Source organism: Cobetia sp. SIMBA_158, assembly GCF_046566945.1.
Lineage (GTDB): Bacteria > Pseudomonadota > Gammaproteobacteria > Pseudomonadales > Halomonadaceae > Cobetia > Cobetia amphilecti.
On record NZ_JAWJYL010000010.1, the window covers coordinates 59,293 to 73,956 of the forward strand.

12 protein-coding genes are annotated in these 14,664 nt (G+C 65.2%); 6 read left to right on the plus strand and 6 right to left on the minus strand.

Annotation, left to right across the window (positions count from 1 at the left end; genetic code table 11):
• Positions 1 to 21: 21 nt before the first annotated feature.
• Entirely contained in the window at positions 22 to 906 is an 885-nt protein-coding gene (locus R2R70_RS14525) for a 5'-nucleotidase, lipoprotein e(P4) family (RefSeq protein WP_410978365.1), read from the plus strand.
• 87 nt (positions 907 to 993) lie between these two features.
• Here the strand turns inward: R2R70_RS14525 and dprA are convergent, their stop codons facing one another.
• Together dprA and R2R70_RS14535 are read right to left on the minus strand one after the other, a co-directional pair.
• Entirely contained in the window at positions 994 to 2,283 is a 1,290-nt protein-coding gene (gene dprA, locus R2R70_RS14530; protein ID WP_410978366.1) for a DNA-processing protein DprA, read from the minus strand.
• Positions 2,284 to 2,384: 101 nt separating this feature from the next.
• A complete protein-coding gene (locus R2R70_RS14535) occupies positions 2,385 to 3,437 on the minus strand; it encodes a LysM peptidoglycan-binding domain-containing protein (protein ID WP_410978367.1) in 1,053 nt (350 codons plus the stop codon).
• 255 nt (positions 3,438 to 3,692) lie between these two features.
• On the opposite strand from R2R70_RS14535, the gene def reads away from it, so the two are divergent.
• The 5 genes from def to R2R70_RS14560 all read left to right on the plus strand — a co-directional run bounded on the left by def (position 3,693) and on the right by R2R70_RS14560 (position 9,917).
• Positions 3,693 to 4,202 (plus strand): peptide deformylase, encoded by a 510-nt coding sequence (def, locus tag R2R70_RS14540; protein ID WP_043333797.1) that lies wholly within the window; start codon positions 3,693 to 3,695, stop codon positions 4,200 to 4,202.
• A gap of 185 nt (positions 4,203 to 4,387) precedes the next feature.
• A complete protein-coding gene (gene fmt / locus R2R70_RS14545) occupies positions 4,388 to 5,392 on the plus strand; it encodes a methionyl-tRNA formyltransferase (RefSeq protein ID WP_410978368.1) in 1,005 nt (334 codons plus the stop codon).
• Positions 5,389 to 6,840 carry a 16S rRNA (cytosine(967)-C(5))-methyltransferase RsmB gene (gene rsmB / locus R2R70_RS14550; RefSeq protein ID WP_410978369.1) on the plus strand — a complete coding sequence of 484 codons (1,452 nt, stop codon included), beginning with the start codon at positions 5,389 to 5,391 and terminating at the stop codon, positions 6,838 to 6,840. The genes fmt and rsmB overlap by 4 nt, the downstream gene beginning before the upstream one ends.
• Positions 6,841 to 7,000: 160 nt before the next feature.
• Entirely contained in the window at positions 7,001 to 8,374 is a 1,374-nt protein-coding gene (trkA, locus tag R2R70_RS14555; RefSeq protein WP_043333795.1) for a Trk system potassium transporter TrkA, read from the plus strand.
• 94 nt (positions 8,375 to 8,468) lie between these two features.
• Positions 8,469 to 9,917: a TrkH family potassium uptake protein gene (locus R2R70_RS14560; protein WP_043333794.1), complete on the plus strand. Its 1,449-nt coding sequence runs from the start codon at positions 8,469 to 8,471 to the stop codon at positions 9,915 to 9,917.
• 89 nt (positions 9,918 to 10,006) lie between these two features.
• Here R2R70_RS14560 and R2R70_RS14565 read toward each other — a convergent pair whose 3' ends face one another.
• The 4 genes from R2R70_RS14565 to aceK all read right to left on the minus strand — a co-directional run bounded on the left by R2R70_RS14565 (position 10,007) and on the right by aceK (position 14,627).
• Entirely contained in the window at positions 10,007 to 10,918 is a 912-nt protein-coding gene (locus tag R2R70_RS14565; protein WP_410978370.1) for a tRNA-uridine aminocarboxypropyltransferase, read from the minus strand.
• A gap of 99 nt (positions 10,919 to 11,017) precedes the next feature.
• On the minus strand, positions 11,018 to 11,962 hold the full coding sequence (locus tag R2R70_RS14570; RefSeq protein ID WP_043333793.1) for a bile acid:sodium symporter family protein: 945 nt from the start codon (positions 11,960 to 11,962) through the stop codon (positions 11,018 to 11,020).
• 82 nt (positions 11,963 to 12,044) lie between these two features.
• Positions 12,045 to 12,794, minus strand: a complete 750-nt coding sequence (locus R2R70_RS14575; RefSeq protein WP_052384572.1) for an SIR2 family NAD-dependent protein deacylase — start codon at positions 12,792 to 12,794, stop codon at positions 12,045 to 12,047.
• Between the two features lie 54 nt (positions 12,795 to 12,848).
• Entirely contained in the window at positions 12,849 to 14,627 is a 1,779-nt protein-coding gene (gene aceK / locus R2R70_RS14580) for a bifunctional isocitrate dehydrogenase kinase/phosphatase (protein WP_410978371.1), read from the minus strand.
• Positions 14,628 to 14,664: the final 37 nt, after the last annotated feature.

Here is a 14,664-nt window from a genome sequence, read left to right on the forward strand (position 1 = left end):
CTTCAGACAAGGATGTGATCCATGCGCCGCGCTTTCTCACTGACCACCTCAGCCGCTCTACTGCTGGCATTGGCAGGCTGTGCCAGCTCTGGCACCCAGACGCCGACCGCGCCGGCGCCACGCCCTGCCCCGCAGCAGGATGCCGCGGCGCAGGCGCCCTTGAGCGACCAGGCGATGCTGGCGACCCTGTGGATACAGCGCAGCGCGGAGTTTCATGCCCTGTCACTGCAAGCCTTCAACGTGGCCCACGACCGCCTGAATCTGGCGCTGGCGCGTCGCCACGCGCAGAACAAGCCGCTGGCGGTGGTCGTCGATGTCGATGACACCGTGCTCGACACCACCAGCTACGGCGGCTGGGCACTGCGTGAAGGTCGTACCTACGACAGCCAGAGCTGGGCTGACTGGGTGGATGACGCCGTCTCCACGGCTTCACCGGGCGCCGTGGAGTTCCTCAACTACGCACACGCCAGCGGCGTCAATGTCTACTACATCACCAACCGCAAGGCAGCCGGCAAGCAGGCCACCATCGCCAATCTTGCCGCGCTGGGCTTCCCGCAGGCCAATGCCGAGCACGTGATGCCGCGCACCGACAGCTCCGACAAGACCGCGCGCCGCGCACGGGTCACGCAGGAGCATGACATCGCGCTGCTGATGGGCGATAACCTCGGTGATTTCGATCAGGCCTTCCAGCAGTCCACCACCCGCGCACGCAATGCCGAGGTCGCCCGCCAGGCAGGTCAGTTCGGCCGTCGCTTCGTGCTGTTGCCCAATCCGACCTACGGCGAGTGGGAAGGCGTGCTCTACGATGGCAACTGGAGTGCCAGTGAGCGCGAGAAGCGCGCCATGCGTGATGCGGCGCTCAATGCCTGGCAGTCCGAGAGCGGCAAGGTCAGCCTGGGCAAATGAGTTCAGGTTGCCGGCCTCTCGGATCATCACTGCCAGGTCGGCAGCCTCAGATCATCACTGCCAGGCCGGCGACTTTTGCTCAGAACGTCAGAGCCGTTTCCAGCCACCGGGAGCCTGCATGACTCGCCCCTCGAGCTCCAGTTCCAGCAACTGCATGCTCAGCTCGCTGACCGAGGTGCCACTCAGCTCGACCAGCTTGTCCAGCGCCAGTGGCACGGCCCCCAGAAAGCACAATGGCGCCGCCTCCTGACTGACAGGCGGCGTGGCAGCGCGTGACGCTGGCGGCGCCAGGGACGGCAAGGGCAGTGATGTCGTGGGTGTCGCGAAGGTGGCGGAGGCTGTCGCTTGCCGAGCCGAAGTGGCGGAGCGAGAGGCCGCAGAGACGGCAGCGGACTGCCTGGATGACGCCACCCGGGGCTGCGTTGACGGCTGCTCGGTCGAGTGAGCCGGCAGCAGGTGCTCGAGCTCCGCCAGCATGTCATCGACGTCGCGTACCAGCGTCGCCCCCTGACGGATCAACTCCAGACAACCGCTGGCGGTGATGTCATCGATGCGTCCCGGCAGCGCGAACACCTCGCGATTCTGCTCCATCGCCAACCGAGCACTGACCAGCGAGCCACTGCGCAGCGTGGCTTCGACCACCAGCACGCCAAGTGACAGGCCGGTGATCAGCCGATTGCGGCGGGGAAAGTGGCGCGCATGCGCGCCGGTGCCAGGCGGATGCTCCGAGAGCAGCAGACCGCCGCCCTCCAGCAGCCGCTGGCGAAGATGATGATGCTGGGCGGGATAGACCACATCGACCCCACAGCCGAGCACCGCCAGCGTCGAGGGGTTGGCCGCATAGTCGTGCGCGCCGAGACGCGCTGACGCCGCCAGGGCTCCCTGATGCGCCGCGGCATCGACCCCCAGCGCCAGCCCACTGGCGACACTCCAGCCACGTGAGACCAGCTCAGCCGCGAAGTCATGCGCATGCCGCAGGCCTGCCTGGCTGGCCTTGCGTGCGCCGACGATGGCCAGCATGGGCAACTCAAGCAGCGACTGCCGCCCCAACGCCCAGAGCGCCAACGGCGGGTCCGGCAGGGTGTCGAGCATGGCTGGCCACTCGGGGTCCGCGGGGGTGAGCAGATGATAGCCCTGTGCCGGCGCATGCCAGGCAAGGTCTGCCATCACCTGCTCATGGAGCGGCGAGGATTCGGGGCGCTCGCACCACAGGCGCAGCGGTGCCGCGAGGCGTGGCGGCAATACCGCCAGCCAGCCCTGCGGCCAGTCGGCCCGCTCACGCAGCTTGGCCGCGGTATGCGTGCCAAAGCCCGGCAGGCGCGCCAGAAAGACGAAATCCGCCCGCGAGGGGCCGCGTTGTTCGACATCGATCGACACGCCACACCTCCCGAGCGGATTATTGACTCACCCTGGTTGTTCACTTCAGCACGACGAGTCGTTTCACCACGCCGATGCTTGCGGATGACAGGGGCTTTCGATCAGCCGTGGGGCTCCAGCAGCTTGTCACCGACGCTCAATGGGCGGCCGGCCTGCATCACCAGCGCGTAGCTGACCTTGTCGTAGATACGAAATACCATCACCAGGCCACCTTCCTCACCGGGCAGGGTGATCGGCTCGCCGGTGACGGGGTCGGTGATCGTCTCGCCGCGGCGCTCGATACCGAAGACATACCCCGGCTGGATGCCTTCACGGCTGCCACGATTGAGCGCCACGATGTCATTGCGACCGATATTGCGCAGTCCATCGGGGGCCGCGAGAATGACGCCGCCCACATCTTCTTCGGGCGGCTGCGGCTGGAAGCTGGTGGTGATCGCACCACCATCCGCCGGCAGCAGCAGATCGCCATTGAGAATCTCGCGATTGGCCGACAGCACGCGCAGCACGCCGATATCGCCTTCGCGGCGCTCAAGCTTGATGTCGCCGATGCTGATCATCTCCAGCCCCAGAAACTCCTGGGTGTCCGGATCCAGATAGCGCTGGCCCTTGCGGTAGACGCTGTAGGTGTCATTGGCGGACCAGTTGCCACGGGCGTAGATGGTATCGCCGGCACCGCTGATCAGGCGGGTGTCATCCCCGGCCACGATATAGGGCGCATCGGTGAGCAGCGCCGGGTCAATCACGCGATGCTCTTTCAAGAAGGCCGAGATCTTCTCCAGCGGAATCGGCGGCACCGCCTCGCGCTTGGGAATCTTGCGGATCTGGGGAGACAGCTTCACGACCCCGCCCTGGCCGCGCTCCAGGCGCAGACGTGGCTCGCCATTCTCGTAGTAGAGCGAGATGCGATCGCCCGGATAGATCAGGTGCGGATTCTTGATCTGCAGATTGGCGCGCCAGACTTCCGGCCACAGCCAGGGTTCACGCAGAAAGCGCCCGGAGATGTCCCAGAGCGTATCGCCACGCACCACCACGTAGGTGGAAGGTACGTCATCACGCACGGTTGCTGCCTGTGCCAGCGACATCCCTGCGCTTGCCCCCAGCGTCGCCATGCCGAGGAGTGCCGTAAAGACGGCATTGCCGACCAGTCGTTTCATGCCCATTCCTGCGTCCCTTGCGTTATTGCCACCCATCGCTCGGTGGTGATGGTCTTGTTCTGAACTCCGCACCGCGCAGACCCGCTCTGCCCCGCGCCTGGTGGCTGCTGCCCCCTGTCCATCGCCATGTCAGATCAATCCTGACTATTGCCGCGATAGTAGCAGCATTGACGGCATTCGGTTCCGTTCCTCGCTTGCGCACACTACAATATCAGGCAAACCCTTTCTGACAGCACAACGGTAATTACACCAGCCATGGCCAAACGCGAAATCCTTGAATTCCCTGATGAGCGTCTGCGCAACGTTGCCGCCCCGATCGACACGATCGACGCCGAGCTGCAGACCCTGATCGACGACATGATCGAGACCATGTATGACGCCCGCGGCATCGGCCTCGCCGCGTCACAGGTCGACGAGCATCGCCGTCTCATCGTCATCGACGTCAGCGAAGATCAGTCCCAGCCGCTGGTGCTGATCAACCCGGAATACACGCCGATCGGTGACGAACAGCAACCGATGCAGGAAGGCTGCCTGTCGATTCCTGAATATTATGCCGAAGTCCCGCGCTATCTGAAGGTACGACTCAAGGCTCAGGACCGCAACGGCGATGCCTACGAACTGGAAGCCGATGGCCTGCTGGCACATTGCATCCAGCACGAGCACGACCACCTGCAAGGCAAGCTGTTCGTCGACTACCTCTCCCCGCTCAAGCGTGATCGGGTGATGAAGAAGATGCAGAAGCGTCACAAGCTGCAAGAAGCCTGATCCCTCACGCTCGGCCACACGGCCGATATTGAGCGCATGGCGGCACCGCACGAAGGCCGAGGGCAACCCCTCGGCCTTCGTGCGGTTACTGGTCCATCAGCCGCGTCTATCGCGCTGGCCGTCCTGCCGCAACTGTCAGCACCTTGAGCACGGCCGCCTCCGTGCTCCTACATGAGTCATAGCACATGTCGAAAGCCCTGCGCATCGCCTTTGCCGGCACCCCCGATTTCGCCGCCGAGTGTCTGTCCGCCCTGCTGGGCAGTCGCCACGAGATCATCAGTGTCCACACCCAGCCTGATCGCCCCTCCGGGCGTGGTCGCAAGCTGACCCCGGGCCCCGTCAAGCAGCTGGCACTCCAGCACGATATCCCCGTCCATCAGCCGCTCAACTTCAAGGACGAGGCCGATCGTCAGATTCTGCTCGACCTCGACGCCGACATCATGGTGGTGGTGGCCTACGGGCTGATCCTGCCGCAGGCGGTGCTCGATATTCCGCGTCTGGGCTGCCTGAACATCCACGCCTCTCTGCTGCCGCGCTGGCGCGGTGCCGCGCCGATCCAGCGTGCCATCGAAGCCGGTGACAGCGAATCCGGCGTCACCATCATGCAGATGGATGCCGGCCTGGATACCGGTGACATGCTGCTGATCCGCCGCACCCCGATCACCGCCAGCACCACCGGTGGCGAGCTGCACGATGCGCTGGCGGCCCAGGGTGGCGAGGCCATCGTCACGGCTCTCGACACCATCGCCGCCGGCGACCTGCCCGCGACCCGCCAACCGGATGAGGGCGTGACCTACGCCGCCAAGCTCTCCAAGGCCGAGGCCGAACTCGACTTCACCCGCCCTGCCGCCGAGCTGGACGCGCGCATCCGCGCCTTCAATCCGTGGCCGGTGGCCTGGACACGCCTTGAAGGCGAGCCGCTGCGCCTGTGGATGTCCCGCACCGGCGAGCGACGCCTCACCGACAGCGTGACGCCCGGCACCCTGCTGGCGCCCGGCAAGGATTGCCTGCGCATCGCCTGCGGCGATGGCCATGAGGTGCTCGAGATCACTCGCGCCCAGCTGCCCGGCGCCAAGCCGCTGTCCGTCAAGGACCTGCTCAATTCCCGTGCTGCGCGCTTCCCCGAAGGCCTCGTCCTCGGCGCAGATCACGCCCCTGATACCGATTCCCAGACCGAGACTTCCGCATGAGCCAGTCAGACAACCCGTCCTCCAAGGGCAACGGCAAGAAGCGCAACTCCCTGCCGCCGGCCCGCAGCAAGGGCGGCGCTCACAAGCATGGCGGCGCCCGTCGCAAGCCTGACAATGCACCGGCCTCGCCGGGTGCTGCGGTGCGTGTCGCGGCCGCGCGGACGCTGGCCCCGGTGCTGGCCGCGCGCACCTCGCTGAACCTGGACAGCCTGCCGTCCGGCGTCGCCGGGCGTGACCAGGGCCTCTACAAGGCACTGTGCTTCGGCGTCTGCCGTCAGCTGCCGCGTCTGGATGCCTTGGCGGGCAAGCTGCTGAAGTCGTCCTTCAAGTCGCAGGATCAGGACATCCACGCCCTGCTGCTGCTCGGCCTCTATCAGCTGCTGTACATGCGCATCGCCCCGCACGCCGCCGTCGGTGAGACCGCTGGCGCCGCCCGTGGCCTGGGCAAGGGCTGGGCCACCGGTGTGCTCAACGCCTGTCTGCGTCGTTTCCAGCGTGAGCAGGAAGCGCTGGAAGCCGAGGTCGACAAGGACCCCGCCGTCGCCCTGTCCCACCCCCAGTGGTTGCTGGATACCTTCCAGCGCAACTGGCCGGACGACTGGCAGGCCATCGCCGAGGCCAACAACGCCCAGGCGCCGATGACGCTGCGCGTCAATGTCGCCGCCATCAGCCGCGACGACTACCTCGCCCAGCTGGCGGAAGCCGAGATCGAAGGCGTGGCCTGCCCGTTCGCCGAGCACGGCATCACCCTGACCAGCGCCTGCGACGTCAGCGCCCTGCCGGGCTTCGAGGAAGGCCTGGTCAGTGTGCAGGATGAAGCGGCACAGCTGGCCGGTCAGCTGCTGGCACCGGCCGTGACGGCCATCAACGCCGAGGGTGAAGGCGTGCGCCTGCTGGATGCCTGCACCGCGCCGGGCGGCAAGCTGGCGGACATGCTGGAGCGCTTCCCGGGCCTGGATGCCACCGCCATCGACATCGACGGCGAGCGCCTCGAGCGCGTGGAAGAGACGCTGGAGCGTCTAGAACTGGGTGCCGGCGTCGTGTGTGCCGATGCCAGCGAACGCGACTGGTGGGACGGCGAAGCCTTCGACGTCATCCTGCTCGACGCGCCCTGCTCCGGCAGTGGCGTCATCCGTCGTCACCCGGACATCAAGCTGCTGCGTCGCCCGAACGACATCGGCGATCTGGCACGCCTGCAGGGCAAGCTGCTTGCCAATCTGTGGGGCATGCTCAAGCCCGGCGGCACCCTGGTCTACGGCACCTGCTCCATCATCACCCAGGAAAACGCCCGCGTGATGGACCGCTTCCTGGCCGCGACGCCGGACGCCAAGGCCGAGACCATCAAGGCCGACTGGGGCCGTGTCTCCGGTGCTGGCCGCCAGATGCTGCCGCAGGTCAATGGTCACGACGGCTTCTACCTGGCCCACATCACCAAGGCCTGCGCCTGATCACAGCCAGGTGAGCCGTGTCGGCGCGACGTCCGTGATGACATGAGACGCCACGCCTGACATTCCCGGACAGCCGCGCCCCGACTCTCGGGGCGCGGCTGTCTTCCGTCCTGGCACTGGTTTATCCTGTGCCGACTGAGCAACAGCGGACGAGCCGGACATGAAAATCATCATTCTGGGCGCAGGTCAGGTCGGCGGAACGCTCGCCGAACACCTGGCCCATGAAGAAAATGACATCACGGTGGTGGATACCGACAGCGAACGGCTGCGCGAGCTGCACAACCGACTCGACATCCGCACGGTCACGGGGCCGGCGAGCTATCCGCAGATCCTGCGGCAGGCGGGTGGCGAGGATGCCGACATGCTGATCGCGGTGACCAACTCTGACGAGGTCAACATGATCGCCTGTCAGATCGCCCATAGCCTGTTCCACACGCCGACCAAGATCGCACGTGTGCGCTCGACCGCCTATCTGACCCGCAAGGGCCTGTTCTCGCATGACGCCATTCCGGTCGATGTGCTGATCAGCCCCGAGCAGGTGGTGACGGACCACATCCGCCGCCTGATCGAATACCCCGGCGCCTTGCAGGTGCTCGACTTCGCCAATGGCGTCGCCCAGCTGGTCGCGGTCAAGGCCTATTACGGCGGGCCGCTGGTCGGTCAGGAGCTCGGTTTCCTGCGTCGCCACATGCCCAACGTGGATACTCGCGTCGCCGCCATCTATCGTCGCAACCGTCCGATCATCCCGCGCGGTGACACCGTGATCGAGGCCGATGATGAGGTGTTCTTCATCGCGGCACGCAAGGACATCCGCACCGTGATGGGCGAGCTGCGACGCGTCGATCGCAACTTCCGCCGGGTGGTGATCGCCGGTGGCGGCCATATCGGTGAGCGTCTGGCCGAGACGCTGGAGCACAGTCATCAGGTCAAGATCATCGAGCACTCGCTGGCGCGTTGCACCGACCTTTCCGAGCGCCTCGATCGCACCGTGGTCCTGCACGGCAGCGCCACCTCCAAGCGTCTGCTGCTGGAGGAGAACATCGAGGATTGCGACATCTTCTGCGCGCTGACCAACGACGACGAGGTCAACATCATGTCGTCGATGCTGGCCAAGCGACTCGGTGCCAAGAAGGTGCTGACGCTGATCAACAACGCGGCCTATGTGGACCTGGTGCAGGGCGGCGAGATCGACATCGCCATCTCGCCGCAGCAAGCGACCATCGGCGGCCTGCTGACCCACGTGCGCAAGGGTGACATCGTCAATGTCCACTCACTACGCCGTGGTGCGGCGGAGGCCATCGAGGCCATCGCCCACGGCGATGAGCGCTCCTCCAAGGTGGTGGGCCGACGCATCGAGGATATCAACCTGCCGGAGGGCACCACCATCGGTGCCGTGGTACGCGGCAAGGAAGTGCTGGTGGCGCATCATGACCTGGTGGTGGAATCCAACGACCACGTCATCCTGTTCGTGGTCGACAAGCGTCGCATCCGCGAGGTGGAGCGTCTGTTCCAGGTCGGGTTGACCTTCTTCTGATGCCGGCCTCCATGACTTCCGCCCCCCGCTCGCGCCCGCCCCGAACGTCACTCGGCGGCCTCGCCACGCAGCGCCTCTCCCAGGGAGGCGCCGCATGAGCCTACGCGTGATCTCTCGCATCCTCGGTATCCTGCTGATGCTGTTCAGCCTGACGCTGGTGCCGCCGATGCTGATCTCGAGGGTCTTCGAGGACGACACTCTGAGCGCCTTCGCCGTGGCGATGGGCATCACCCTGCTGACCGGTTTCGCACTCTTCTACCCCAATCGGCACGCCCGCAAGGAGCTGCGCAACCGCGATGGCTTCCTGATCACGGTGCTATTCTGGACCGTGCTGGGGGCCTTCGGCTCGCTGCCCTTCCTGCTCGCCGAAGACCCGAACCTGACCATCATCGATGCCATGTTCGAGTCGTTCTCGGGCCTCACCACCACCGGCGCCACGGTGATGACGGGGCTCGATCTGCTGCCCCACTCCATCCTCTACTACCGCCAGCAGCTGCAATGGCTGGGCGGCATGGGGATCGTGGTGCTGGCGGTGGCGATCCTGCCGACACTCGGCATCGGCGGCATGCAGCTCTATCGCACCGAGATTCCCGGCCCGCTGAAGGATTCCAAGCTGACGCCGCGCATCACCGAGACGGCCAAGGCGCTGTGGTACATCTACGCCGCGCTGACGCTGGTGTGCTTCGCCAGTTACTGGGCGGCCGGCATGAGCTGGTTCGATGCCCTGGGCCACAGCTTCTCGACCGTCGCGGTCGGTGGGTTCTCGACCCACGACGCCAGCATCGGCTACTTCGACTCCGCCAGCATCGAGATGATCTGCGTGTTCTTCATGGTGGTGTCCTCGATCAGCTTCGGCCTGCACTTCGCCGCCTGGCGCGAGGGCCGCATCAGCCATTATCTGCGCGACCCGGAGACACGCTTCTTCCTGATCCTGCTGCTGATCCTGACCTGCGTCACCATCGCCGGCCTGCTGCTCACCGGCAGCTACGATGACAGCAAGGCGCTGCGCCACGGCCTGTTCGAAGCCGTCTCGGTGGCCACCACCACCGGCTTCGGCGTCGCCGATTTCACCGGCTGGCCGGGTGTCTTGCCGATGATGCTGTTCATCGCCGCCTTCATCGGTGCCTGCTCCGGGTCCGCCGGTGGCGGCATGAAGGTCATCCGCATCCTGCTGATCCTCAAGCAGGGCGTGCGCGAGATCCATCGTCTTATCCACCCCAATGCCATCCTGTCGGTCAAGGTCGGCAAGATGCGCATCTCGGAGGGCGTGGCTGAGGCGGTGTGGGGGTTCTTCTCCGTCTACCTGATGCTGTTCGTGCTGATGATGCTGGGCATGCTGGCCACCGGGCTTGATCAGGTGACGGCGTGGTCAGCGGTCGGCTCGGCGCTCAACAATCTGGGGCCGGGGCTGGGTGAGGTCGCGACCCACTACGGCGATATCCCGGGGGCCGCCAAGGGCATCCTGATCCTCGCCATGCTGCTGGGGCGTCTGGAGATCTTCACCATCCTGGTGCTGTTCACGCCGGCCTTCTGGAGGCGCTGATAGCCGCCAGCGTGCCGAGAGCATCACCTTGAACGCAAACGCCCCCGCCGGAGGACTCCGACGGGGGCGTTTTCATTGTGGCGCTTCGACTATGACTCGCCAGTAGTGTCGTCACGGCGCGCCAGCAGGCGGCGCATCGGCTCGGTCGGCTCCAGCACATAGTGGATGCGGCTGGCACGATAGCAGTCGTTGAAGGCATCGAAGTAGTCATCCAGCACGCTGGCCGCGTTCTCCTCTCCCGCCTGACGCAGCAGCTCCGCCGCCACTTCCGCCGTGCACAGGTGCGCCTCGGAGGCAGGCTTGCGCAGGTGATAGCGGGTCAGACGTTGAGTGTGCAGCGGCAATACCGGCAGGCCGTCCAGATAGGGGCTCTTGCGGAAGATGCGCCGTGCCTGACGCCAGGTGCCATCGAGCAGGATGAACACCGGAATGCGCGCCTCGCCACTGGGGGTATGCGTCGCCACATCGGCGCCGACGCCGGCGATGGCATTCACATCGACCACGCGGTCGGCGTAGTCGGGCTGGTCATCCGGGAAGATGATGAAGGGCTGATAACGCTCATCTTCCAGCAGCGCCAGCAGGCGCGGGTCCGGCTCGACGCGATACCAGCTGAAGACCTCGGTGCCCGCCAGCACATCCGAGATCAGGCGCCCGGTATTGGTCGGCTTGTAATGCTCCAGCGGATGGGTGATCAGCCAGAACTTGATCCGCGACTCGGCAGTGACCTGATAGGGACACAGGCAATTGAGCCTGGGCAGGCGGCACGCCTCACAGCGAATCACCTGACTGCCGCGCGCCTTGAACTCGCGGCGCGGATGCCGTCCGTGCCATGCCTCCGGCTCGCCACTGGGCAGCGTGGTGATGCCACTGCCTTCGCCTGGCGCGCCGGTATCGATTGCCACAGCATCGCCATCGACGCTGGAGGCGACAGCGGAAGCAGATTGAGGCGCACAGGCGGCGATATCGTCGCCATCAGCCGGCGGGGGGCGGGAATCACACATGATGAGCAGTCAGAACCAAGGAAAAAGGGACGCGCATTCTAGCATGCGCGTCCCTTTCTCATATTCCTCTATCACAGCTCAGGCGGCCAACTCGCGGGATCAGACCTCGTAGCGGTGCTTGCTGCCGGTCACGAACTTGGGCGGACGACGCTTCCAGTAGCCTGCCAGCAGCGACCCCGAGACGTTGTGCCAGATGGAAAAGATCGCCCCCGGCAGCGCCGCCGTGGCGGAGAAGAACTGACTGGCCAGTGACGCCGCCAGGCCGGAATTCTGCATGCCGACCTCGATGGCGATGGTGCGCGAAGTGCGCTCATCCAGCCCGAACAGACGCGACAGGCCATAGCCGGCGCTCAGGCCGATGGCATTGTGTGCCACGACCGCCAGCGCGACCAGCGGGCCCAGCGTGGCGAGGCGCCCGACGTTGAGCGAGACCACGATGGCGATGATCAGCACGATGGCCAGCATGGCCAGACTCGCCAATGCCGACTCCCACTCGCGGATCAGATCACGCGCGAAGTGGTGCACGACCACGCCGAGCACGATGGGGGCGACCACCAGCTTGGCGATGCTCAGCAGCATGCCGCTGACCGGCACGTTGATATCGGTGCCCAGCAGCCACCAGGTCAGCAGCGGCGTCATCACGATGGAGAGCAGCGTCGAGGCCATGGTCATCGAGACCGATAGCGCCACATGTCCGCCGGCAAGCCAGGTCATCACGTTGGAGGAGGTTCCCCCTGCCGTGGCGCCGACCAGCACCATGCCCACCGTCAGCGCCGGGTCCAGCCCCAGCAGACGTGCGATCAGGAAGGCGGCCAGCGGCATCACGCTATATTGCAGCAGCAACCCAAGCGCGATGGGGCCAGGGCGACGTGCCACGCGTATGAAGTCGTCACGCGACAGGGTCAGGCCCATGGCGAACATGATCAGCGCCAGCAGAGGCTGAATGGTGTCCTTGAGCGCCACGAACGGCGTCGGAGCCACCACGGCGATGCCGGCAAAGACCAGCGCCCACAAGGGGAAGAAACGATTCAGCGTCTCGAACATGCTTTTCACTTTTCGGTCGCCCGGGGCATCGATTTCCCGGAAATTGCTGGCCCGCCTCCCATGGCAGGCCTGAAGGCGCGCATCATAACGTATCAGGCAGCCCCAGGTGGCCCTGATACAACCAATGGCGCACAAGGCGCGGTACCGCCTGACCGGCACTTTCGGCCAGCGGCAGCACGCCGGGCTCGGCCAGTTCATCGGCATTCGGGTCGACCAGCACGATGGGGGCATCCAGCGGCGCTGCTGCATAGAGGTTGGACGCCGGCATGACCTTGAGCGAGGTGCCGACGATCAACAGCAGGTCCGCCTCGGCGGCGATCTCCTCGGCGACCGCATAGAGCGGCACCGCCTCACCGAACCACACCACGTCCGGGCGCAGCTGACTGCCCTTGTCACACAGGTCTCCGAGGCGAATGCCGCCACGCGGCAAGGGATAGCGCAGGCCGTGGTCGACGCTGGAGCGCGCCTTGAGAATCTCGCCGTGCAGATGCACGACCTCGCGCGAGCCCGCTCGCTCGTGGAGGTCGTCGATGTTCTGAGTGATGACCGAGACGCGAAAGCCGTGCTGCTCCAGCTCAGCCAACGCCTTGTGGGCCGCGTTGGGCCTGGCGCGGCGTACCTGGGTACGGCGGTCATCGTAGAAGCGCAGCACCTGCTGGGGGTCACGTCGGAAGGCCTGCGGCGTCGCGATGTCTTCCAGACGATGTTCTTCCCACAGGCCATCCTCGGCGCGGAAGGTGCGCAGGCCGCTCTCGGCACTGATGCCGGCGCCACTCAACACGACCAGATGGCGTCCGTGACGTGCACCGGGGTCCTTGAAGCCTTCACTCATCTAGCACTCTCTCTGGCGTTGGACAGGATCGAACTGCGGGCATGGCGAACACACTCAGTCATCGATGAAGTCCTGACTGCGATCGACACCGAAGCGCCGCTTGTTGCGATAGGGATAGACATCGATCACGCGCCCTTGCGCGATGGCGTCCTGCAGGCCACGCCACCAGCTGGCCTGGAAGATCTCGGGATGCAGCTCATAGAACAGCTTGCGCAGCTGAATATCGGCAAACAGGAAGGGGCCGAACTCCTCGGGGAAGATGTCGTTGGGCCCCACCGAATACCAGGGCTCGCTGGCCAGTTCCTGCTCAGGGTAACGTGCCTCGGGAATCTCACGGAAGTTGCACTCGGTCAGGTAGCTGATCTCGTCGTAGTCATAGAAGACCACCCGCCCGTGGCGCGTGACGCCGAAGTTCTTGAGCAACATGTCGCCGGGGAAGATGTCAGCGGCAGCCAACTGCTTGATCGCATTGCCATAATCATTGAGCACCGCGCGGGTTTCCTCGCCGTCACACTCGTCGAGATACAGGTTGAGCGGCGTCATCATGCGCTCGGTATAGCAGTGACGGATCAGCACCTTGTTGCCGCGCAGGCTGATCGAGGAGCTGCACACCTCCAGCAACTCTTCGAGGCAGGCCGGGTCGAAGTGGTCCTTGCCGACGGTGAAGTTCGAGAATTCCTGCGTATCGGCCAGTCGCCCGACCCGGTCATGGCGTTTGACCAGACGGTACTTCTCGCGCACCTGATCACGACTCATGTCCTTGCCGGGGGCGAAGCGGTCCTTGATCAGCTTGAACACCAGCCGGTAGCTGGGCAGCACGAAGACCGCCATCACCATGCCGCGCACGCCCGGCGCGATGATGAACTGATCGGAGCGACTCGCCACATGCTGGTTGAGGCCGCGGAACAGCTCGGTCTTGCCATGCTTGTAGAAGCCGATGGCGGCGTACAGCTCGCCGATGGGCTTCTCGGGCATCAGGGTCTGCAGGAACCCGACCACCTCGCTGGGCACTTCGATCTCGACCTGAAAATAGGCCCGTGTGAAGGAGAAGATGATCGAGACCTCTTCCGGCTCGATGATCACGGTATCCAGATAGACGCCATCGCGCTCGGTATGCAGCACCGGCAACACCAGCGGCAGGGTCTGGCCGCCACCCTCGATGCGCCCGACCAGATAGGCTCCCTTGTTGCGATAGAAGACGCTGCGCAGCATCTCGAAGGCGGCGTCCGGCGCATCGCGCACCGCCTCAGGCAGCGTCGCGAGCAACATCTCGGCGCCCAGCGTCACATCGCGCCCCTGATGCTCGAAGGCGATCCCCAGCGGCGCCTCGTTGAGCACGGATTCGAGTGCCCCGGCCCAGTCACCCTCGACCGGAACCCGATGACTGATGCTCAAGCCGGAATGGCGTGCCGGCCTCTGGCGGGATGGCGAGACGAACATCCAGTCGTCGCGGATGTGACGATGGGAAAACACGCTGCAGAAGATGGAGTTGTAGAAGGTCTCGGCCAGCTTGTAGTCAAGGCGTTGATCGATCAGCGCCATGTACTGCCGCTTGGCCTCGCCCCACAGGGTGCACTCGCACAGGCGGTCGGGCTCGAAGGCGCGCTCCAGCCGCTCCATGGTGGCGGCGACCTTCTCGTCGTAGAGGTTGATACGTGCGGCGGAGGCCTGCTGGGCCTCACGCCAGTCGGCCTCGATGAAGCGCCGCCGCGCATCACTGGAGATCTGCTTGAAGCGTGATCGATATTCATCGAAGCCATGCAACACGGTCGCCGCCAGCCGCTGGCCCTGCTGGCCATTGCCGCGCTCGTCACTGTCCACATCATTGCCCATCGCCGCCTCCCTGCCCTTCAGTCACCTGACATGACCA

Coding starts and splice junctions, on each gene's coding strand:
- R2R70_RS14535 (WP_410978367.1), bottom strand. CDS start 3,437: ATGAAACGACTGGTCGGCAATGCCGTCTTTACGGCACTCCTCGGCATG.
- R2R70_RS14525 (WP_410978365.1), top strand. CDS start 22: ATGCGCCGCGCTTTCTCACTGACCACCTCAGCCGCTCTACTGCTGGCA.
- trkA (WP_043333795.1), top strand. CDS start 7,001: ATGAAAATCATCATTCTGGGCGCAGGTCAGGTCGGCGGAACGCTCGCC.
- R2R70_RS14575 (WP_052384572.1), bottom strand. CDS start 12,794: ATGAGTGAAGGCTTCAAGGACCCCGGTGCACGTCACGGACGCCATCTG.
- aceK (WP_410978371.1), bottom strand. CDS start 14,627: ATGGGCAATGATGTGGACAGTGACGAGCGCGGCAATGGCCAGCAGGGC.
- R2R70_RS14565 (WP_410978370.1), bottom strand. CDS start 10,918: ATGTGTGATTCCCGCCCCCCGCCGGCTGATGGCGACGATATCGCCGCC.
- def (WP_043333797.1), top strand. CDS start 3,693: ATGGCCAAACGCGAAATCCTTGAATTCCCTGATGAGCGTCTGCGCAAC.
- R2R70_RS14570 (WP_043333793.1), bottom strand. CDS start 11,962: ATGTTCGAGACGCTGAATCGTTTCTTCCCCTTGTGGGCGCTGGTCTTT.
- rsmB (WP_410978369.1), top strand. CDS start 5,389: ATGAGCCAGTCAGACAACCCGTCCTCCAAGGGCAACGGCAAGAAGCGC.
- fmt (WP_410978368.1), top strand. CDS start 4,388: ATGTCGAAAGCCCTGCGCATCGCCTTTGCCGGCACCCCCGATTTCGCC.
- R2R70_RS14560 (WP_043333794.1), top strand. CDS start 8,469: ATGAGCCTACGCGTGATCTCTCGCATCCTCGGTATCCTGCTGATGCTG.